This window comes from Nonomuraea maritima (genome assembly GCF_900100395.1).
Classification (GTDB): Bacteria; Actinomycetota; Actinomycetes; order Streptosporangiales; family Streptosporangiaceae; genus Nonomuraea; species Nonomuraea maritima.
Genome location: NZ_FNFB01000019.1, coordinates 103,397 through 122,081, shown reverse-complemented (window position 1 = coordinate 122,081; position 18,685 = coordinate 103,397). Strand labels below are relative to the sequence as shown.

The 18,685-nt window shown below is 71.8% G+C and carries 20 protein-coding genes and 1 pseudogene; 11 read left to right on the top strand and 10 right to left on the bottom strand.

Going from position 1 to position 18,685, the window contains the following annotated elements; all coding sequences use genetic code 11:
* The first annotated feature begins 48 nt into the window (after positions 1–48).
* On the top strand, positions 49–1,008 hold the full coding sequence (locus BLR04_RS26400; protein ID WP_090770162.1) for a TAXI family TRAP transporter solute-binding subunit: 960 nt from the start codon (positions 49–51) through the stop codon (positions 1,006–1,008).
* A 127-nt stretch (positions 1,009–1,135) separates the two neighbouring features.
* Here BLR04_RS26400 and BLR04_RS26395 read toward each other — a convergent pair whose 3' ends face one another.
* Together BLR04_RS26395 and BLR04_RS26390 are read right to left on the bottom strand one after the other, a co-directional pair.
* The gene (locus BLR04_RS26395) at positions 1,136–2,536 is read right to left on the bottom strand and encodes a sensor histidine kinase (RefSeq protein WP_090770160.1); all 1,401 of its coding nucleotides are present in this window, start codon (positions 2,534–2,536) and stop codon (positions 1,136–1,138) included.
* 5 nt (positions 2,537–2,541) lie between these two features.
* Positions 2,542–3,225: a response regulator transcription factor gene (locus tag BLR04_RS26390; protein WP_090770158.1), complete on the bottom strand. Its 684-nt coding sequence runs from the start codon at positions 3,223–3,225 to the stop codon at positions 2,542–2,544.
* 172 nt (positions 3,226–3,397) lie between these two features.
* Here BLR04_RS26390 and BLR04_RS26385 point away from each other — a divergent pair, with 172 nt between their 5' ends.
* Genes BLR04_RS26385 through BLR04_RS26375 form a run of 3 tightly spaced genes read left to right on the top strand, consistent with a single transcriptional unit; the run spans position 3,398 to position 6,412 of the window.
* Positions 3,398–4,423 carry a tripartite tricarboxylate transporter substrate-binding protein gene (locus tag BLR04_RS26385; protein WP_090770156.1) on the top strand — a complete coding sequence of 342 codons (1,026 nt, stop codon included), beginning with the start codon at positions 3,398–3,400 and terminating at the stop codon, positions 4,421–4,423.
* 1 nt (position 4,424) lies between these two features.
* A complete protein-coding gene (locus tag BLR04_RS26380) occupies positions 4,425–4,886 on the top strand; it encodes a tripartite tricarboxylate transporter TctB family protein (RefSeq protein ID WP_218129162.1) in 462 nt (153 codons plus the stop codon).
* Between the two features lie 20 nt (positions 4,887–4,906).
* Complete coding sequence (locus tag BLR04_RS26375; protein WP_090770154.1) at positions 4,907–6,412, top strand: tripartite tricarboxylate transporter permease; 1,506 nt, start codon at positions 4,907–4,909, stop codon at positions 6,410–6,412.
* Here the strand turns inward: BLR04_RS26375 and BLR04_RS26370 are convergent.
* The 3 genes from BLR04_RS26370 to BLR04_RS26360 form a co-directional block, all read right to left on the bottom strand.
* Positions 6,409–6,741 carry a YnfA family protein gene (locus BLR04_RS26370; RefSeq protein WP_090770150.1) on the bottom strand — a complete coding sequence of 111 codons (333 nt, stop codon included), beginning with the start codon at positions 6,739–6,741 and terminating at the stop codon, positions 6,409–6,411. The two genes, BLR04_RS26375 and BLR04_RS26370, sit on opposite strands and share 4 nt — an antisense overlap.
* Before the next feature lie 54 nt (positions 6,742–6,795).
* Positions 6,796–7,707 (bottom strand): M23 family metallopeptidase, encoded by a 912-nt coding sequence (locus BLR04_RS26365; RefSeq protein ID WP_090770148.1) that lies wholly within the window; start codon positions 7,705–7,707, stop codon positions 6,796–6,798.
* Positions 7,708–7,933: 226 nt separating this feature from the next.
* Positions 7,934–9,211: an MFS transporter gene (locus BLR04_RS26360; RefSeq protein WP_245740545.1), complete on the bottom strand. Its 1,278-nt coding sequence runs from the start codon at positions 9,209–9,211 to the stop codon at positions 7,934–7,936.
* A gap of 25 nt (positions 9,212–9,236) precedes the next feature.
* Between BLR04_RS26360 and BLR04_RS26355 the strand changes: the two genes are divergently transcribed.
* Positions 9,237–10,154, top strand: a complete 918-nt coding sequence (locus tag BLR04_RS26355; RefSeq protein ID WP_090770144.1) for a winged helix-turn-helix transcriptional regulator — start codon at positions 9,237–9,239, stop codon at positions 10,152–10,154.
* Here BLR04_RS26355 and BLR04_RS26350 read toward each other — a convergent pair.
* A complete protein-coding gene (locus BLR04_RS26350; protein ID WP_090770142.1) occupies positions 10,100–10,441 on the bottom strand; it encodes a DoxX family protein in 342 nt (113 codons plus the stop codon). The genes BLR04_RS26355 and BLR04_RS26350 overlap by 55 nt on opposite strands.
* Before the next feature lie 166 nt (positions 10,442–10,607).
* Between BLR04_RS26350 and BLR04_RS26345 the strand changes: the two genes are divergently transcribed.
* The gene (locus BLR04_RS26345; RefSeq protein WP_218129160.1) at positions 10,608–11,306 is read left to right on the top strand and encodes a YoaK family protein; all 699 of its coding nucleotides are present in this window, start codon (positions 10,608–10,610) and stop codon (positions 11,304–11,306) included.
* Positions 11,307–11,308: 2 nt separating this feature from the next.
* Here the strand turns inward: BLR04_RS26345 and fmdA are convergent, their stop codons facing one another.
* Entirely contained in the window at positions 11,309–12,565 is a 1,257-nt protein-coding gene (gene fmdA / locus BLR04_RS26340) for a formamidase (protein WP_090770140.1), read from the bottom strand.
* An 11-nt stretch (positions 12,566–12,576) separates the two neighbouring features.
* Positions 12,577–12,807, bottom strand: a complete 231-nt coding sequence (locus BLR04_RS26335; protein ID WP_090770138.1) for an FmdB family zinc ribbon protein — start codon at positions 12,805–12,807, stop codon at positions 12,577–12,579.
* Positions 12,808–13,055: 248 nt separating this feature from the next.
* Here BLR04_RS26335 and BLR04_RS26330 point away from each other — a divergent pair, with 248 nt between their 5' ends.
* The 4 genes from BLR04_RS26330 to BLR04_RS26315 all read left to right on the top strand — a co-directional run bounded on the left by BLR04_RS26330 (position 13,056) and on the right by BLR04_RS26315 (position 15,735).
* A complete protein-coding gene (locus BLR04_RS26330) occupies positions 13,056–13,862 on the top strand; it encodes an alpha/beta fold hydrolase (RefSeq protein ID WP_090770136.1) in 807 nt (268 codons plus the stop codon).
* Positions 13,863–13,903: 41 nt separating this feature from the next.
* On the top strand, positions 13,904–14,329 hold the full coding sequence (locus BLR04_RS26325) for an Ohr family peroxiredoxin (protein WP_090770134.1): 426 nt from the start codon (positions 13,904–13,906) through the stop codon (positions 14,327–14,329).
* A 116-nt stretch (positions 14,330–14,445) separates the two neighbouring features.
* Entirely contained in the window at positions 14,446–14,916 is a 471-nt protein-coding gene (locus BLR04_RS26320) for a MarR family winged helix-turn-helix transcriptional regulator (protein WP_090770132.1), read from the top strand.
* Between the two features lie 78 nt (positions 14,917–14,994).
* Positions 14,995–15,735, top strand: a complete 741-nt coding sequence (locus BLR04_RS26315) for an NUDIX hydrolase (RefSeq protein ID WP_245740541.1) — start codon at positions 14,995–14,997, stop codon at positions 15,733–15,735.
* On the opposite strand, the pseudogene BLR04_RS26310 reads toward BLR04_RS26315, so the two are convergent.
* A pseudogene (locus tag BLR04_RS26310) lies at positions 15,732–16,706 on the bottom strand (serine hydrolase domain-containing protein). The gene BLR04_RS26315 and the pseudogene BLR04_RS26310 overlap by 4 nt on opposite strands.
* A gap of 101 nt (positions 16,707–16,807) precedes the next feature.
* Here BLR04_RS26310 and BLR04_RS26300 point away from each other — a divergent pair.
* Complete coding sequence (locus BLR04_RS26300) at positions 16,808–17,239, top strand: protein-tyrosine phosphatase family protein (protein WP_090770126.1); 432 nt, start codon at positions 16,808–16,810, stop codon at positions 17,237–17,239.
* A gap of 6 nt (positions 17,240–17,245) precedes the next feature.
* Here the strand turns inward: BLR04_RS26300 and BLR04_RS26295 are convergent, their stop codons facing one another.
* Positions 17,246–18,574, bottom strand: coding sequence for a hypothetical protein (locus BLR04_RS26295; RefSeq protein WP_090770123.1), 1,329 nt, complete (start codon positions 18,572–18,574; stop codon positions 17,246–17,248).
* Positions 18,575–18,685: the final 111 nt, after the last annotated feature.

The window sequence follows — 18,685 nt, the reverse complement described above, 5'->3', positions numbered from 1 at the left end:
AGACGTTGACGTCATCTCGCCGATGGCGGCCGTCCGTATCATCGCGGCATGGCGCTGATCCCGGGACGACGGCTCAGCAGGCGGGCGGTGTTCCTGGCCGCCGGAGGGCTGCTCGCGGGCTGCTCCCGGCAGCCGGAGGCGGGCGGCGTACGGCTGCGGCTGGCCACCGGGCCTGCGGGGGCGGTGTACCGGCGCATCGGGGGAGCGCTGGCCGAGCAGGTGTCCCAGCACGTGCCGGGCGCCACCATGACGACCGTGCCGAGCGGGGCGTCCACCGACAACATCCGGATGCTGCGCGCCGGCGAGGTGCATCTCGGGCTGACGAGCCTGGACGCGCTGATCACGACCGACGGCCGCGGCCCGGACGGGCTCTCTGCGGTGTGCCGGCTGTACGACAGCCACCTGCATCTGGTGGTGATGGCGAGTTCGCCGATCGACGAGTTCGCCGACCTCGACGGCAGGCGCGTCTCGCTCGGCGCCCGCGACTCGGGTACGGAGTTCACGTCGCTGCGGGTCCTGGAGCTGGGCGAGGTGGACACCGACGGCCGGTACCTCAGCCAGGCCGCGTCGGCGGCGGCGTTGCGCGACGGCGGGATCGACGCGATGTTCTCCCTGACCGGCGTCCCGACGCCGGCGATCACGGAGCTGGCGCAGCGGCACCCGATCCGGCTGATCCCGATGACCGAGCAGGCGGGGGCGCTCATCACGGCGTTCCCCGGGCCGTACACCCCGGCGACGATCCCGGCGACGGCCTATGCCGGGGTTCCCGCCGTCCGGACCGTCGCCGTGCCGAACGTGCTGCTCGTACGCGACGACCTGCCGGACGACCTGGTGTACGCGATCACCGACACGATCTTCACCCACACCCGGACGATCACGTCGGCGAGCCGGGACGCGGTCGACGCCGTCCCCGAGGCCTGGCAGATCAACGTGCGCACCGCGATCTCGACGGCGTCGGTCCGCCTCCACCCGGGCGCCGCCGCCTGGTTCCGCGACCGCAAACGCTGACCGACCGCAAACGCTGACCGGCCCCGAGCGCTGACCGGCCGCAAACGCTGACCGGCCCCGAGCGCTGACCGGCCGCAAACGCTGACCGGCCCCGAGCGCTGACCGGCCCCGAGCGCTGGACCGGCCCTCAGTGCGGGTCGACCGGCAGTGTGATCACTGCGGCGAGCCCGTGCCCGGATGACCCGTCCGCACGCGCGAGGCCGTCCTCAAGCCGCAGCTCGCCCCCGGCCGCGCCGACCAGGTCGGCGCAGATCGCGAGGCCGAGGCCCGTCCCTGAGACGTTCTGGTGCCGCGGCGAGCGCCAGAACCGGCGCAGCGCCTGGGCGCGTTCCGGCTCGTCGAGCCCCTGCCCGTCGTCGCGTACGGCGATCGTCACCACCCCGGGCGGGTCCACCCGCGCGGACACCTCCACCACCTGCGCTCCCGACAGCCGCAGCGCGTTGCTGATCAGCTCGTCGAGGACGCTGCCCAGCCCGCCCGGCGGCTCCAACGGCCGCAGCCCGGCCGGTACGTCGACCGTCAGCGTGAGTCCGGCCGTCGCCGTGAGCGCCCGCCACCGCTCGACGCGGGTGGCCAGCACCGCGTCGAGCTCCACGGGCGACGCCGTACGGATGCTGTCCATGCGCGCGCTGGCCTGCAGCGAGTTGAGCATCCGCTGCATCGCCTTCGCCTCCTCGACGGCGACGTCGTACATCTGCTCGCCGTCGCCGCGCAGGTGCGGCTGGAGGCTCTCCACGGCGAGGCGGAGGCTGGTCAGCGGGTTGCGCAGCTGGTGGGAGGCGTCGGAGACGAAGTCGCGCTGCCGCTGCGCGGCGTTCTCGACCGCGTCCATCATGGTGTTGAACGACTCGGCCAGCCGCCGCAGCTCGACGGGCCCTGCCTCGGCGTCCGCCCTGATGGTGAGGTCGCCCTGCGAGATGCGCGAGCTCGCCGCGTCGAGTTCGCGCACCGGACGCAGCACCCACGCCGACACCGGCCAGGCGACGGCGACGAGCGCGATGAGCGGCAGCAGCCCGATGCCGGCGAGCTGGGCCCACCGTACGAGGATGCGGTAGCGCGTCTTCGACAGGTCGGAGATCGTCACGACGGCGCCGACGACCTCGCTGTCGCGGCCCACGGGTTCGGCCACCACGAGCGCGGAGTCGTCCCACGGGGCCCATGCGCCGGACGGCTCCGACCTCGTCCCGGCGAGCGCCGCGGTGACGATCCGGGGGAGCGCCGGTTCGGCGCGGGCCGCGCGCTGGTAGGCGGCGGTCGGTCCGAGCAGGACGGTGCCGGACGGGTCGATCAGCGCGGCCGGGATGCCGTACAGCTCGTGGTAGTGGGCGAGCTCCTGGTGCAGCGCCTCGGTGCGGCCGGCCGACAGCGCGGTCTCGGCCAGCGACGCGAAGCGGCCGACGTCGTTGAGCCGGTCGACGTACGTCTCCTGCATCTCCCGCTCGGCCACGGTGACGCTGAGCGGCAGTCCGAGCGCCGCGACGAGCAGTACCGCGAGCGGGACGAGGACGGCGAGGAGGCGACGGTGCACGGCGGTCAGCCGATCAGCTCCGGCTGGTCGGCCTGGAGCCGATAGCCGACCCCGTGGATCGTACGGATGACAACGGAAGGCCCGAGTTTGTGACGTAACGCGGCGATGTGGGTATCGAGGGTGCGGCTGGACGACTCCCAGGTCGCGCCCCAGATCTGGTCGAGGATGACGTCGCGGCTCACCACGTTGGGCGCCCGCCTGGCCAGCAGGAGGAGCAGCTCGAACTCCTTGCGGGTGAGCGTCACGGGCGCGCCGCCGACGGTGACCTCGCGGGTGCCGACGCCGATCCGCAGTATGCCGAGGACGAGCGGCTCGTCGGGGCTGCTCAGCGAGCGGGCCACCCGCGTGCGCCGCAGGACGGCGTCGATGCGGGCCAGCAGCTCGGGGACGCCGAACGGCTTGACGATGTAGTCGTCGGCCCCGGCGCGCAGGCCGCGGACCCGTTCGTGCTCCTCGGAGCGGGCGGTCACGGCGATGACGGCGGTCTCCGGACGGTCGCGGAGCCTGCGGATCACGTCGAGCCCGTCGCCGTCGGGCAGGCCCAGGTCGACGAGGACCACATCGGAGGGTGAGGCGCGTACGGCCTCCGCCGCGGTGGCGATGCGGTGGACCTCGAAGCCCGCCTGGGCCAGGACGGTCACCAGACCCCGCGCCACGCGGTCGTCATCCTCGATGATGGTGATCCGCATACCGGCGGATTGTACGTCGCCCATGGTTGTTCGCGTTAGACCCCAGTTCTTGGGATTTCTCTAACGTTTCTCACATTCCTTGGGATTTTCCTGACACCACGCTGGTCGTGACCATTCGAGACTGAGTCGGCGCACTCACGGACAAATGTGCATGCGCTGACGAGGAGGCGATATGAAAACGACCAGCAGGTATCGGGCCGCCGCGCGGATCATTGCCGCGATGGGCGTCGTTTCGCTCGTCGCCGCCTGCGCGAACAACGGAACATCAGCCGCCGGCGGTGGCGGCGACGCGGCTTATCCGACCGAGAACATCACGTTCGTCGTGCCGTTCAGCGCGGGCGGCCCGACCGACACCGTCACCCGCATGATCGCCGAGCCGATGGCCGCCAAGCTCGGCGGGCGCATCGTCGTCCAGAACGTCGAGGGCGCGGGCGGCACGGTCGGCGCCGGAGAGGTCGCGCGGGCCGAGCCCGACGGCTACACGGTCCTCATGCACCACATCGGCATGTCGACGGCGCCCGCGCTGTACCAGAACCTCGACTACAAGCCGCTCGAGGACTTCGAGATGGTCGGCCTCGTCACCGAGGTGCCGATGACGGTCGTCGCCCGCAAGGACTTCCAGCCCGCGACCCTCCAGGACCTCGTGGCCCACGTGAAGGCGAACGCCGACAAGGTCACGCTGGCCAACGCCGGCATCGGCGCCGCGTCCCACCTGTGCGGCCTGCTGTTCCAGAGTGCCGCCGGGGTCAAGCTCCAGGAGGTCCCGTACGAGGGCACCGGCCCGGCGCTGACGGACCTCGTCGGCGGCCAGGTCGACTTCATGTGCGACCAGACGACCAACACCAGCGGCCAGATCTCCGCGGGCGAGGTGAAGGCGTACGCGGTCACCACGCCGGAGCGGGTCAAGAGCCTGCCCGACGTGCCCACCACCACCGAGGGCGGGCTGCCCCAGCTCCAGGTGAGCGTGTGGCACGGCCTCTACGTCCCGAAGGGCACCCCGCAGGACGTCGTCACGAAGCTGTCCGAGGCGCTGAAGGTGGCGCTGGCCGACCAGCAGGTCATCGACCAGATGGCCAAGCTCGGCACCGCGCCCGTCGCGGCCGACGACGCCACCCCGCAGGCGCACCGGGCCAAGCTCGAGGAGCAGCTCGGCACCTGGGCGAAGATCCTCGCCGACGCCGGCGTCAAGGCGTCCTGAGGTGGAGCGCCGCCGGTCCACCCCGGACGTCCTCGCCGGGGCCATCTTCATGGTGATCGGTGGCGCGTTCGCCGTGGGGTCGCTCGGCTACGAGCTGGGCACCCCGCTGCGGATGGGCCCCGGCGCCTTCCCGATGCTGGTCGGCGCGATCGTCGCCGCACTCGGCCTGGCGATCGTCGTCAAGGGGCTCGTCGCCGGGGAGGCGATCACGTTCGGGTCGATCCCGTGGCGCGCGATCGGCGCGATCGTGCTCGCGGTCGTGTTCTTCGGCACCACGGTGCGCGGCCTCGGGTTCGTGCCGACGTGCGCGGTGACGGCCCTGCTCACCGCGCTGGCCAGCACGCGCGTCCGGCTGCTCACGGCGGTGGCCGTGGCCGCCGGGCTCACCGTGGCCGCCACGCTCATCTTCGTCGTCGGGCTTCAACTGCGGATCCCGTTGTGGGGCCCGTGGCTGGGGTTCTGACGCGCCACCCGGATTGAGGCATGGAACTTCTCGACAACCTCGCGCTCGGCTTCTCGACCGCCCTGCTGATCCAGAACGTCATCTACTGCTTCGTCGGCGTGCTGCTCGGGACGGCGGTCGGCGTGCTGCCCGGCATCGGCCCGACGGCGACGGTCGCGATGCTGCTGCCGATCACGTTCTACTTCGAGCCGGTGACGGCGCTGATCATGCTGGCGGGCATCTACTACGGCGCCCAGTACGGCGGCTCGACCACCGCCATCCTCATCAACCTGCCCGGGGAGTCGTCGGCCGCGGTCACCGCGCTCGACGGACACGAGATGGCCCGCCAGGGCCGCGCCGGTTCCGCCCTGGCGGCCGCCGCGATCGGCTCCTTCATCGCCGGTACGATCGCCACCGTCGTGCTCGCCGTCGCGGCCCCGCCGCTGGCCAGGGTCGCGTTGCAGTTCGGCCCGGCCGAGTACTTCTCGCTGGTGCTGCTCGGCCTGATCGTGTCGATCGCGCTGGCCCGCGGCACGGCGCTCAAGGCCCTCGCGATGATCGCGCTCGGCGTCCTGCTCGGCACGATCGGCCAGGACATCTACACCGGCACCCCCCGGTTCGTCTTCGAGCAGCGCGAGCTGTACGGCGGCGTCGACTTCGTGTCGGTCGCCGTCGGCATGTTCGGCGTGGCCGAGATCCTGCGCAACCTGGAGAACGAGCACTCCCGCGAGGCGCTCGTCAGCAAGGTCAGGAACCTCTGGCCGACCCGCGAGGACCGGCGACGGATGGTCGGGCCGATCGCGCGGGGCACCGGTGTCGGCTCCCTGCTCGGCATCCTGCCCGGCGGTGGCCACGTGCTGGCCTCGTTCACCTCGTACGCCGTCGAGAAGCGGATCTCGAAGCGGCCGCAGGAGTTCGGGCACGGGGCGATCGAGGGCGTCGCGGGCCCGGAGTCGGCCAACAACGCCGCCGCGCAGACGTCGTTCGTCCCGCTGCTGACCCTGGGTCTGCCCGCCCACCCGGTGATGGCGCTGATGGTCGGCGCGTTCATCGTGCACGGCATCACTCCAGGCCCGAACGTCATCACCGACGAGCCCGAGCTGTTCTGGGGCCTGATCGCGTCGATGTGGATCGGCAACGTGCTGCTCGTGCTGCTGAACCTGCCGCTGATCGGGCTGTGGGTGCGGATGCTGCGCATCCCGTACCAGGTGCTGTTCCCGATGATCATCCTGTTCGCGTCGATCGGCACGTTCTCGCTGAGCTTCAACGCCTACGACGTCTACGCGATCGTGTTCTTCGGGCTGCTCGGCTACGTCCTGATCAAGTGCGGGTGCGAGCCGGCGCCGCTGCTGCTCGGCTTCGTCCTCGGCCCGCTGCTGGAGGAGCACCTGCGGCGGGCGCTCATCATCTCGCGCGGCGACGTGACGGTCTTCGTGACCAGGCCGATCTCGGCGGTGCTGCTGGCGCTGACCGTGGCGGCGCTCGTCGTCGCCGTGCTCCCCGCGATCAGAAAGCGCCGCGAGGTCGTCTTCACCGAGGACGACTAGGGACGGGGGGCGTACATGATGACGAGGACGCCGACGAGGCAGATGGCCGAACCGATGACGTCCCACCGGTCGGGCTGGAACTTGTCCACCACCATGCCCCAGATCAGCGACCCGGCGACGAACACCCCGCCGTAGGCGGCGAGGATGCGGCCGAAGTTGGGGTCGGGCTGGAACGTGGCGACGAACCCGTACAGGCCGAGCGCGATCACGCCGGCGCCGACCCACACGAGCCCGCGCTGCTCGCGTACCCCTTGCCAGACCAGCCAGGCCCCGCCGATCTCGGCGAGCGCGGCGATCACGAAGAGCAGCAGAGAACGGGCGACAGTCACCTGCGCGACTGTAGAGGACGGCTTTCCCCGGTGGGGAAGCCGTCCTTACAGGTGTCAGCCGCAGTGCTCGAAGGGGCTGGTGTAGGCGCTGCCGCCGATCGAGCCGCCCCACTTGACGCACTGGCTGGGCGCGGCCTTCTTGATGGGCCCGGCGTAGTACTGGTACGAGCCCTTGTCGGTCGTCCGGGAGGAGCCCTTCGGCTCCAGGAAGGCGGACATCGTCGCTGAGCCGGAGCCCGACGTCTTCATCGTCGCGACGCAGTTGTTGCGATTGGCGGAGTTGTACAGCAGGTACACGCGGCCACCGCTGACCGCGGCCGAGTCGATCACCTTGAAGCCGCTGCCGCAGACCTTCTCGGGCGTGTACGGGTTCCCGCCGCCGCCCCCGCTGCTGCTGGTGCTGGTGGAGGCGGTGCTGCCTCCGCCGCAGCCGTTGGTGCTCTTGACGGCCTTCTTCGTGCCCAGGGACACGGCGACGCCTTCCACGACGGGCTTCTTGATCATGCCGCCGCTCGCGTTCTGCTGCTCGTAGTGCAGGTGCGGGGCCTGGCTGCCGCCGGTGGAGCCGACGGTGCCGATCACGGTGCCCTGGCTGACGGTCATCGTGCCGCCGGCCGACCGCACCATGCTGGACAGGTGGGCGTACCGGGTGCGGGTGCCGTCACTGTGCCGGATCTCGACCCACTTGCCGTAGCTCGTGCTGCCCGCGTCCTTGAAGGTGGCGGTGCCGGCGGCGGTGGCCCGTACGGTCTCGCCGTTGATGCCGTCGCTGCCGTAGTTCTGCCAGTCGATGGCCCCCTCCGGGTTGTGGCCGCCGGTCCAGTTGTTGGCGTTGAACGTCTTCCCGCAGTTGAACGGGCTCTTGTGCGTGACGAGCGCCCCGGCGGAGGCGGCCTGCGGCAGCAGCAGCGCCGCGATGCCGACCGACAAGGCCAAGGTCGTGGAACTGAGGGCGATCTTGCGCATAGGCACCTCTCGGGCATTGCTGGGGGAAGTGAACGGCGCCCGTGGGTGACAGGTCCGGTGGCGATGGATACCGGTGGGGTCGCCGCCGGATGATCAATTACCGGAACACCCTGAACCCTGTCAGAGCGGCCGATCAAGAACATAACGGCGAAGGATCTTGCCATCAATCCTCATCACCATGAAACTCAATAATTCCCCCTGAACTCCACGGAAACTCCCGTAACAGTCAGGCGCTGAGGGGCGTGGCCTCGCTCGGCTGGTGGTCGGTCAGGTCGCGGAGGTGGCGGACCGGGGAGGCCAGCAGGACCAGGGGGATACAGAGGGCGGCGAGGACGAAGATCAGAAGGGTCGTCCGGGCGCCGAAGGCCCCGGCGAGGGCGCCGGCCACCAGGCCGCCGACCGGGATCGCGCCCCAGGAGGCGAAGCGGACGGTCGCCATCACCCGGGGCAGCAGCTCGGGCGGGCTGGTGATCTGCCGGTAGGTACGGGTCACCACGCTGAGCACCACCACGCCCACCGAGAAGACCACGTTGCCGACGGCGAAGGCGACGTACCCCTGCCACCCCGTGCCGAGAGGGACGACGAGCGCCCCGGCGGCCGCGAAGAACCCGGCGACGACGAGGGCACGGGCGGTCCCCAGCCGGGCGGTGATCCGGCTCGTCAGTGCCGCCCCGATCAGCGAGCCGATGCCGTCCGCCGCGAGCAGCAGGCCGACGAGGCCGGGCGCGGCGTGCAGCTCGCGGACGAGATACAGGGCGTAGAGCGCGTGCTGCGCGCCGCAGACCGTGTTCGCCGCGGTGGCCGCCCACATGCACGGGCCCATCACGGGATGGCGCACGACGAAACGCCGGCCTTCGCGGATCATCGCGCGCACCGGCGGCCACTGGTCGGGGGCCGGTACGCGGCGTTCCGGCAGGGTCCGCAGCAGCACGGCGGAGACGAGGTAGCCGGCCGCGTCCACGAGGAGCGTGGGCACCGCCCCGAGCACCTGGACGACGAGCCCCCCGGCGGACGGCCCCCCGAGCTGGGTGGTGGCGTGGGTGCCCGAGGTCAGGCTGTTGCGCGACTGCAGCTGCTCCTTGCTCACGATCGACGGCAGGAAGGTCGAGTTGGCGACGTCGAAGACGACGTCCGCGAAGCTGATCACGAGAGCCACGATCACCAGCTGGGCGACGGTCAGGCGGTCCCACCACCAGGCCGCCGGGATCGAGCCGAGCGCCGCCGCGCGGGCCAGGTCGGCGCAGATCTGCACCCGTCGCATCGGCAGCCGCTGCACCATCACCCCGGCGGGCAGGCCGATCACTATCCAGGCGACGTATCCGGCGGCGGCGATCACCCCCATCTCGAACGCCGAGGCGTCGAGCACCGTCAGGGCCGTCAGCGGCAGCGCCACCGCCCCGACCGCAGAACCGGCGGCGCTGGTCGTGCCGGCCGTCCACCATCTCCAGAAGACGCCCGCGCCCTCGCCTGCCATCCCGATGCCTCCCGAACGAGTGAGTTCCAAACTGGAACGCACTATACTGGGACGCGTGAAGCGCGCTGACCTGCCCGACTCCGACTGCGGGATCGCACAGGCGCTCGGGGTCATCGGCGACTGGTGGACGTTCCTGGTGGTGCGCGACATCGCGGGTGGCATCACCCGCTTCGACGCCCTCCAGCGCGAGCTGGGCGTCAGCCGTCGAGCGCTCACCGAACGCCTGTCCGGGCTCGTCGCCCACGGCGTCCTGGAGAAGCGCCGCTACTCCGACCGCCCGCCGCGCCACGACTACGTGCTGACCGCGAAGGGCGAGGGCCTGCTGCCCGCGCTCGTCGCGCTCCAGGACTGGGGCGTCCGGCACGTCATGGGCGACGGCACGCTCACCGCCACCAGCGACGACACCTCCGCCGAGGCCCGCCGGGTGCACGCGCTGGCCGGCCGGAAGATCCCCGACGTCGCCCTGACCCGGCACGACGGCGAGCGGGCCGGGCCGACCGCGTCGGGCTGGACGGTGCTCTTCTTCTTCCCCGGCGCGTTCGCCCCCGGCGACCACGGCTACCCGCCGGGATGGACCGACATCCCCGGCACGCGGGGCTGCACGCTCGAAGCTCTCACCTACGCGTCACGGCAGGCCGACTTCGAGGCCGCCGGCGCCACGGTCCACGGCGTGAGCACGCAACGTCCCGACCAGCTGGCCGCCTTCGTCGAGCACGCGAAGCTGCCCTACCCGCTCCTGTCCGACCAGGACAGCCGGCTCGCCGCCGGCCTGCTGCTGCCGACCTTCCGGGTGGCAGGGGCCGACCGCTTCAAGCGCCTGACGCTGCTGGTCGACCCCGGGAGCGTCATCCGGGCGGTGCAGTTCCCGATCACCGACCCTGCCGGTTCCGTCGACGAGATGCTCGCCCTCGTACGCGCTCAGGCGCCCAGCACGAGGACGGCGACGACCGGCGCGAGGTACAGCAGCGGATAGGCCACGTGCGCGTACGAGCGGGCGCGCAGCACGGTGACGACCGCGCCGGCGAAGTACAGCACCAGCCCGATCCCGGCCGCCACGCCGACCGCCGGGACGAGCAGGCCGGCCAGCAGCCCTACCGACCCGGCCGCCTTGGCGGCGCCCAGCCACGGCCACCACGAGCGGGGCACGCCGTACTCGACCAGCGAGTCGACGACCCAGCTGGCGCCGCGCAGCAGCGAGTAGGCGGAGAAACCGACCCAGGCGGCCGTGACGATCGTGGCGATGACAACAACAGTGGACATCTGAGTGCTCCTGCTTCCGGGTGAACGTCACCGCCCCGACCCGCCGCGCGGCACGAATGTGACTCCCCTTGGGAGGTGATGTGCGTCACAGGCGGCCCGTCCTCGCGGGGTGACCGCCGCCCCTTCCGGGTACGAGTACTCGGCATCGAGGGAAGGGAGGTCGTCCGTGAACAGGCCGGCGCACTGGCTCTCCGATGCGCTGTTCCCGCGCGGCACGAACAAGCACGGCCCCCTGCCGGCGCTGCTCGTCATGCTGATGATCTCGTCCGGTCTCGTCGACGCCTGCACCTTCCTGGGCCTGAGCCGCGTCTTCGTGGCCAACATGACGGGCAACGTGGTCTTCTCCGGCTTCGCGCTGGCCGGCGACCCCCGGCAACGCCTGTGGGCGCACCTGCTGGCCCTGGCCGCCTTCGCCGCCGGGGCGTGGACCGAGGGCCGGGTGGCCGCGAAGATCCGCGAACCCCGCCGCAGGCTGTTCCACCTCACGACCACGCACGCGGTGCTGGTGGCGGCGGCCCTCGCCGTGGTCCTGCTGGTCGGCGAGAAGGGCACGGGCCCTGCGGTGGCGCTGATCGTGCTGCTCGGCTACGGCATGGGCATGCAGAACGCCGTCGCGCTGCGCATGGCGGTGCCCGACCTGGTCAACATCACGGTCGTCACGAGCATCGTCACCCGGCTGGTCTCGCAGGCGCCCGCGCAGGCGTGGCGGCGCCGCGCGTGCGCGGTCGCCGCCATGTTCGCCGGCGGGCTCCTGGGCGCCGCGCTCTACCTGGTCGCCGGCATGGCCGCACCGCTGACGGCCGACCTCGTCCTGCTCGTCCTCATCGCGTACGTGGCCCGCGACGTCATTCCGGCCCGGCGGTAGCCTCAGCCGAAGGCGGCGTGCGGGGCCGAGGTGCCTTCGGGGATGCGGGCCGGGCCTGACGCGCTCGGTCGTACGTCGAAGTCGAAGATCGCGGTGGGCAGGTAGACCGTGGCGCAGGAGTTGGGGATGTCCACGACGCCCGACAGCCGCCCCTCGATCGGCGCCGCCCCGAGCAGCAGGTACGCCTGCTCGGGGCTGTAGCCGAACTTCGTCAGGTAGTCGATCGCGTGCAGGCAGGCCCGCTGGTAGGCGAGCTGCGAGTCGAGGTAGCGCTGCTCGCCGTCCAGGGTCACCGACACCCCGGAGAACGCGAGCCACTCGCTGTACTGCGGGGCGACCCGGCCCGGCATGAAGATGGCGTTCTCGCTGACCCCGTAGGTCTGCATGCCGTTCTTGATGAGGTCGACGTGCAGGTCGATGAAGCCGCCCATCTCGATGGCGCCGCAGAAGGTGATCTCGCCGTCGCCCTGCGAGAAGTGCAGGTCGCCGACCGACAGGTTCGCCCCCGGTACGAAGACCGGGTAGAAGACGCGGGTGCCCTTGGTGAGGTTCTTGATGTCCTGGTTGCCGCCGTTCTCGCGCGGCGGCGCGGTACGGGCGGCCTCGGCGGCGATCCGGTCGAACTCCGACTGCGGCACCGAGCCGAGCACGGCGTCCCTGGGCTCGGGCGGCAGCGCGAGCGGTGGCACCCGCTGCGGGTCGGTGGCGATGAGCGCGCCTTCCCGCGCGTTCCACTTCCCGAGCAGCTCCGCGGACGGGGCGGTGCCCATGAGGCCAGGGTGGACGATGCCGGTGAACGACACCCCTGGGATGTGACGCGAGGTCGCGGTCTGACCGGAGAAGTCCCAGATCGCCTTGTACGCGTCGGGGAACTGCTCGGTGAGGAAGCCGCCGCCGTTCTTGGTGGGGAAGATCCCGGTGTAGCCCCAGCCCTGGCCCGCCAGTGGGCCGCTGTCCTCCTGGGGGATGGGCCCGAGGTCGAGGATGTCCACGACCAGCAGGTCGCCCGGCTCGGCCCCGTCGATCGAGAACGGGCCGCTGAGCACGTGCACGGTCGTCAGCGGGGCGTCACGGATGTCCTCGGCGGAGTCGTCGTTGCGGATCGCGCCGTCGAACCACTCGCGGCAGTGCACGCGGAAGCTGTCGCCCGGCTTGACGTGCGCCACGGGCGGGATCTCGGGATGCCAGCGGTTGTGGCCCAGCTTGGCCTGGTCGGTGAACCTCTTGGTCGAGTCGAGCGGGAAGATCAGTTCCGGCACGGCTGGGCTCCTTATCGGCGCGGCGGCAGGGATGTGACGACGTCGGGCTCGAAGGCGCTGCGTTCCGCCCGCTCCAGCCGGGCCGACAGCGCGGCGGACGTGCGGGTCAGCATCGGCGCGGTCAGCATCCGTGTCGCGGTCGCGCCGCAGTCCGGGCACGGCACCGTGCCGGGAGCGGTGCCGATCGGGAAGGTGGCCTCCACGTCGCGGCACCGCGGACACCGATAGGCATAGATCGCCATGACTCGCGCCCTTCGAAGGGGCCGCGCCTGTGCCGACACGACCTCGGGAAACAGTCTCCGAATCGGATGTATCCGCTCAAAGGTGTGCGGCCACCCCGGCTTCTCCCAACTTGCTCGTACGGCAACGTAGATCGCTTCCGACAGTGACCCAGATCACCACGTACGCGATTGACTCGTGCACGATTAAAGCGTGTATGGTTCTACTCGTTCGCAACGAACGAAGCACCGCACCGCAAGGAGCAACTCCCATGACCGTCAAGCGCCACGCCCTCACCGCCCTCCTCGGCGCCGCGATCGCCGCCACCGCCGTGGTCTCCGCCACCCCCGCCGGCGCCGAGTCGGCCCCGGCCAAGCCGACCGTCGTCCTGGTCCACGGCGCCTTCGCCGACGCCTCCAGCTGGAACGGCGTCGTGCAGCGCCTGCGGCGCGACGGCTACGAGGTGATCGCCCCCGCCAACCCGCTGCGCCGCCTGGCGGACGACGCCGCCTACATCTCGGCCCTGCTCAAGACCGTCAAGGGGCCGGTCGTCCTCGCCGGACACTCCTACGGCGCGCAGGTGGCCACCAACGCCGCCCGCGGCAACGCCAACGTCAAGGCCCTGGTCTCCGTCGCCGGCTTCCTGCCCGACGAGGGCGAGAGCGCGGCCGCTCTGTCCGGCAAGTTCCCCGGCAGCACGCTCGGCGAGACCCTGACCCAGGTCCCCCTCCCCGGTGGCCAGACCGACCTCTACGTCGCCCAGGAGAAGTTCCGCAAGCAGTTCGCCCACGACGTCCCCGCCCGCGAGGCCGCCCTCATGGCCGCCACCCAGCGCCCCGTCACCGAGGCCGCGCTCAACGACCCCTCCGGCGCCCCCGCCTGGAAGACCGTCCCGTCCTACGTGCTCATCCCGACCGGCGACAAGAACATCCCCCCGGCGGCCCAGCACTTCATGGCCGACCGCGCCCACGCCCGCGCCACCGTCGAGGTGAAGAACGCCTCCCACGCCGTCCTGGTCTCCGAGCCAGGCGTCGTCGCCGACCTCATCGAGCGCGCCGCCCGCGAGACCACCCGCTGACCACCGTCCACACCGACACAGGAAGAAAGAAGGAGACCACCATGTCCGAGAGCACCTACACCGGCATCGCCACCTCGACCGGGGACGGCCGCTCGGGAGGCCGCGCCGTCACCGACGACGGGCAGCTCGACCTCACCCTGGCCGTTCCCGCCGCGGCCGGCGGCCCCGGCGGCGGCACCAACCCCGAGCAGCTCTTCGCCGCCGGATGGTCGTCCTGCTTCCACTCCGCGCTGAAGTTCGTGGCCGCGCAGCGGAAGATCCCGGTCACCGACTCGGCCGTCATCGCCGAGGTCACCCTGCACCAGGGCGCCGACGGGTTCAGCCTCAGCGCCGCGCTCCACGTGGAGATGTCCGGAGTGTCGCAGGAGACCGCCGACGAACTCGCCGCCGCCGCCCACCGGACGTGCCCCTACTCCAAGGCCGTCAGCGGCACCATCCCGGTCACCGTCGACGCCACCGTCGCCTGACCGCCGCGTGTGAGTCCTCGGATCGGTGGCCGATCCGAGGGGCGGCCGGTCGAGTCGGGCCCCGAAACCTCGCAGGCGAGTCAATCGAGGGCGTCATGCCTCACTACACTCCACCTATGGCAACTCCGACCTCGCACGACGCCGCCGGTCCGCTGTCCGAGCTGCTCTGCTTCGACCTGTACGCGGCCTCGCGCAGCGTCACGGCGGTCTACCGCACCCTGCTCGACCCCTTCGGGCTGACCTACCCCCAGTACCTCGTGCTGGTGGTGCTGTGGCAGCACGACCGCATCACGGTCCGCGATCTCGTCGAAGAGCTCCGCCTCGACTACAACACCCTCTCCCCGCTGCTCAAGCGGCTGGAGACCCGTGGCCTGCTGAGCCGCCGGCGGCGCGCGGACGACGAACGCTCCGTGGAGGTCGCGCTCAGCGACGACGGACGGGCCCTGCGGGAACAGACCCGCCACATCCCGGCCGCCATCGGTAGCGCCATGGGCATCGACGAGGCCACCGTCACCCAGCTGCAGCGCATCCTGCGCGAGATCACCACCTCCTCCAGCGGCTACGCCGGAGCGAACCAGACGCCCTGACAAAGACTCGGTCTTGGCCGGTGACACGGACGGTCGAGTCACAGGGGGACGGGCGGCCAGGCTGGTCACCATGGGCCGGTGACCGAACCACTGCTGCAGTCGACCGGCGTCGAACTCCTCGACGTCCGCCGCATCCGGCTGGTCGAGGGCCCGGCGCCGTACCTGTCGCCCGAGAACGAGGCCGCCATGAACCGCAGGTGGGCGGAGTCCGTACGGGCCAATCCGCACCTGTTCGACGGGCCGGTGGCGGCGTGCACGGGGCTCGACCTCGACGGGCCGCGGGCCGTGGTCGTCACCTGGGTCCGGACGACCTATCGCCACTACGCCCTGCGCAGGGTGCCGGGCGCGGGGCTGTGGCCGTCGCTGTTCGTCTCCGTCGTGCAGCCGGTGGACGACGGACGGGTGGTCGCGGGCCGGATGTCGGCGACCACCGCCTTCCCCGGACGCTGGCAGTTGCCCGGCGGGTCGATGGAGCCCCCGGCCGAGGGCGAGACGCTCGACCTGGCCGCGCTGCGCCGGCACGCCGCCCGGGAGCTCGTGGAGGAGGTCGGCGTGGAGGCGCGGCCGGAGGAGCTACGGCTGTGGCTGGTCTCGCGCGGGGACGAGCGCCACGTCGGAGCCGTGTTCGTGGCGCCGAGCCTGCCCGCGCCGGTGCTGTGGGAGCGGTACGCCGCGCTCGTTGCGTCGGAGACGGCGCGGGGGCAGGAACCGGAGCTCGACCGGCTCGCGCTGGTCAGGTCACCGGACGAGCTGGCGGAGCTCGGCGGCAATCTGGTCGACTACCTGGAGCCGATCGTCCGCCGTTACGCCGCCCGTTAGGCCGGGACGAGCCCGGAGAGCAGGCCCAGCCCTGCGCGGTCGACCGAGCGGGCGTCGGCGCTGAGGACGGCGACGGCCACGCGCTTGTCGGGGGCGACGGCCAGGATCGACCGGTATCCGCCGGTGCCGCCGTTGTGGAACAGGATGGGCAGCCCGGCTCGGGTGAACCCGATCCAGCCCGGATGGGCCGTGCTGGTCCCGCGCAGGCGGTGCCCGGTGCGGTGGGTGAGCGCGACGGCCTCCGCGAGCTCGCAGGGAGCGTCCCCGAACGTGGCGCGGGCCAGCCGCAGCAGGTCGGGCGCCGTGGAGTGCAGGCCGCCCGCCCCGGCGAGCGCGCCGAGCCGCCAGCCTGGTCGCGGCCGTCCCGACCAGGAGTGGCCGGGGGCGAGGCGGGCCGACAGCTCGCCGGTGAGGTGCACGCGGGTGTCGGCGAGGCCGAGCGGGCGGCAGATCTCCGCCTGGATCAACTCGTCGTAGCCGACCTCGCGGTGCCGGGCCAGGGCGAGGCCGAGCAGCCCCGCGCCGAGGTTCGAGTAGCGGAAACGGTGGCCGGGCGTCGCGCGCAGCCGGGTGCGGGCCAGGCCGTCCAGCAGCATCGCCTCGGTGCAGCCCGCGTACGGGTCGGCGGCGAACATGCCGCGCGGCATGAGCCCTTTCGGCAGCCGGGGCAGGCCGGAGGTGTGGCAGGCCAGGTGCACCAGCTCGATGTCGCGTCCGCCGCGGCGCGGCACCTAGCAGGAGGGGAGCAGGTCGCGCAGCGGCCGGTCGAGCGCGAGATCGCCGCGGACGGCGAGACGCGTCAGCGCCAGCGAGGTGAACGTCTTGGTGATCGAGCCGATCTCGAACACGGTGCCCGGGTCGGCGCCGTGGATCACGGTCACGTCGTCCCGCACCGCGCCGACGACGACCGGGCCCTTCCGCCGCGCGGAGAGCTGTTCAGCGGTACGCCGCACGAGCTCGTTCAGACTCATGGCGTCAATGTAGGTTGACGCGCTCTCGGCTGTCAACGCGCTGGTTCGCGGCCTGCGAACAGCTGGGCGGTCCGGCGCGGCGCCTGCTAGCGTCCCGAGGCATGGTCGTCCCCTGGGAGTCAACCGCCCCCGGCGTGCTGCGCCTGCCCTCCGACCGGCTTGTCCGCGGCCGTGGCCTGGGCCGCCCGCTGCCCGACGGCCCCCTTCCCACCTTCGCGCTCTACCTGCTCGGCAAGCGGCCGCCCGAGGTGGAGTGGGAGCACACCTGGGTCCGCTGGCCCGACTTCCGGCTGCCGTCCGACCATGCGGAGGCCGCCCGCGCCCTGCGCGAGGCGTGGGAGCGCGCCGAGTCGGAACGCGTCGAGATCGCCTGCCACGGGGGGAACGGCCGCACCGGCACCGCTCTCGCGTGCCTGGCCGTGCTCGACGGGGTGCCCGCCGACCAGGCGGTCGCGTACGTGCGCGAGCACTACTCCCCGCGCGCGGTCGAGACGCCATGGCAGCGGCGGTACGTGTCCCGGTTCGGCAGGTGATCCCGCTCAGCCCGCGACGAGCGCTTCCTCGCGGGTGTCCGCCGCCGCGGGCGTCCGCCTGCCCAGGGTCAGGCCCACGGCCAGGCACACGAGCGGGATGGCGGGGATCACGTACCTGACGTCGAAGGCGGCGAGGAACGGCGGCGAGGCGATGAGCGCGAGCGCGGCGAGGCCCGGCAGCAGCGCGTCCCACCGCCGCCGCACGAGGGCGGCGACCAGCGCGCCGAGCAGGGCGAGAGTGAGCAGCGGGAAGGGCACGTAGCCGAAGCGCTGGTAGGCCCGCAGCCACCCGGCGAACGGCTCCACCACCTTCGTCGCGGCCGGCCCCGCCTCGTACGACTCGGCGACGCCGCGCACCGACTCGCTGATGGGCCGCTCCGCGGCGGGGAACTTGTACGGCGTCTTCTCGTCGACGTCCGTGCGCTCCCAGCGCAGCAGCTCCGCGAGGTCGGTCGCGACCGCGCCCAGGTAAGCGCCCGGCTGGGCGAGGATGGCCTCCCGGGCGAACTCGCCGGCGAGCTGGTTGCGGTTGGCCGTCCCCGGCACCTTCAGCAGCGGCGAGAAGCTCTCCCACAACCAGTGCGGCGGGTACGGCCGCTGCTCGACCGGCATGTCCGGGCACAGCACGGCGAGCCGTTCCGGCGGCTTGATCACGTCGCAGTCGGCGAAGCTCATGGTCCGCGACCACAGGAAGTTGCCGTCGGCCTCGGTCAGGCCGAACTTGCCCTTCTCGACCTTCGTCCAGGTGGCGTACGCGCCGAGCGGGATCGCCCCGGCCACCAGCAGCGCGACGAGGGGACGCCAGCCGTACCGCCTGACCAGCAGGTACGCGGCGGTGAGGATCAGCAGCGGCAGGCCGACCGTTCTCGTGATGCCGGCCAGGCCCAGCAGGAACCCGCCGGTGGCGGCCGAGGCCGGGGTGACCCGCCGGACGAGCAACACGATCGCGGCCGTGACGAGCACGATGAAGATCGCGTCCGCCATGATCATGTGCTCGAGGAGGATGAGGAACTCGTCGTACAGCAGGGGTGTGACCAGCAGCGTCGCGCCCCAGCCCGGCAGGCCGCGGCGGCGCAGGAGGGCGTACACGGCCACGGCGAGGGCGAGCCCGAGCAGGTGCTGCAGGGTCGTCACCAGCGTCAGGCTGTGGGCGGGGCGCAGCAGCGCGAGCAGCAGCGAGTAGCCGGACGGACGGCTGGTGCCAGGCTTGAGCTCCTCGCTCAGGAAGGCGAACGAGTCGCCGTAGAAGAGGATGGACGGCGGGAAGCCGATCATGGCGAGCACGCGGAGCGCTATCGCGGGCAGCATGGCGATGACCAGTGCGCGATGGGCCAAGATGGATCCGCTTCCTCGTGACGTCCCCAGCAGGTCCATCACAATAGTGGCTTTTGTTCTCTCCCAGCAGGTGGAGCCCCACGAGGCTTGCCGGGCCGATTCCCGAATGAC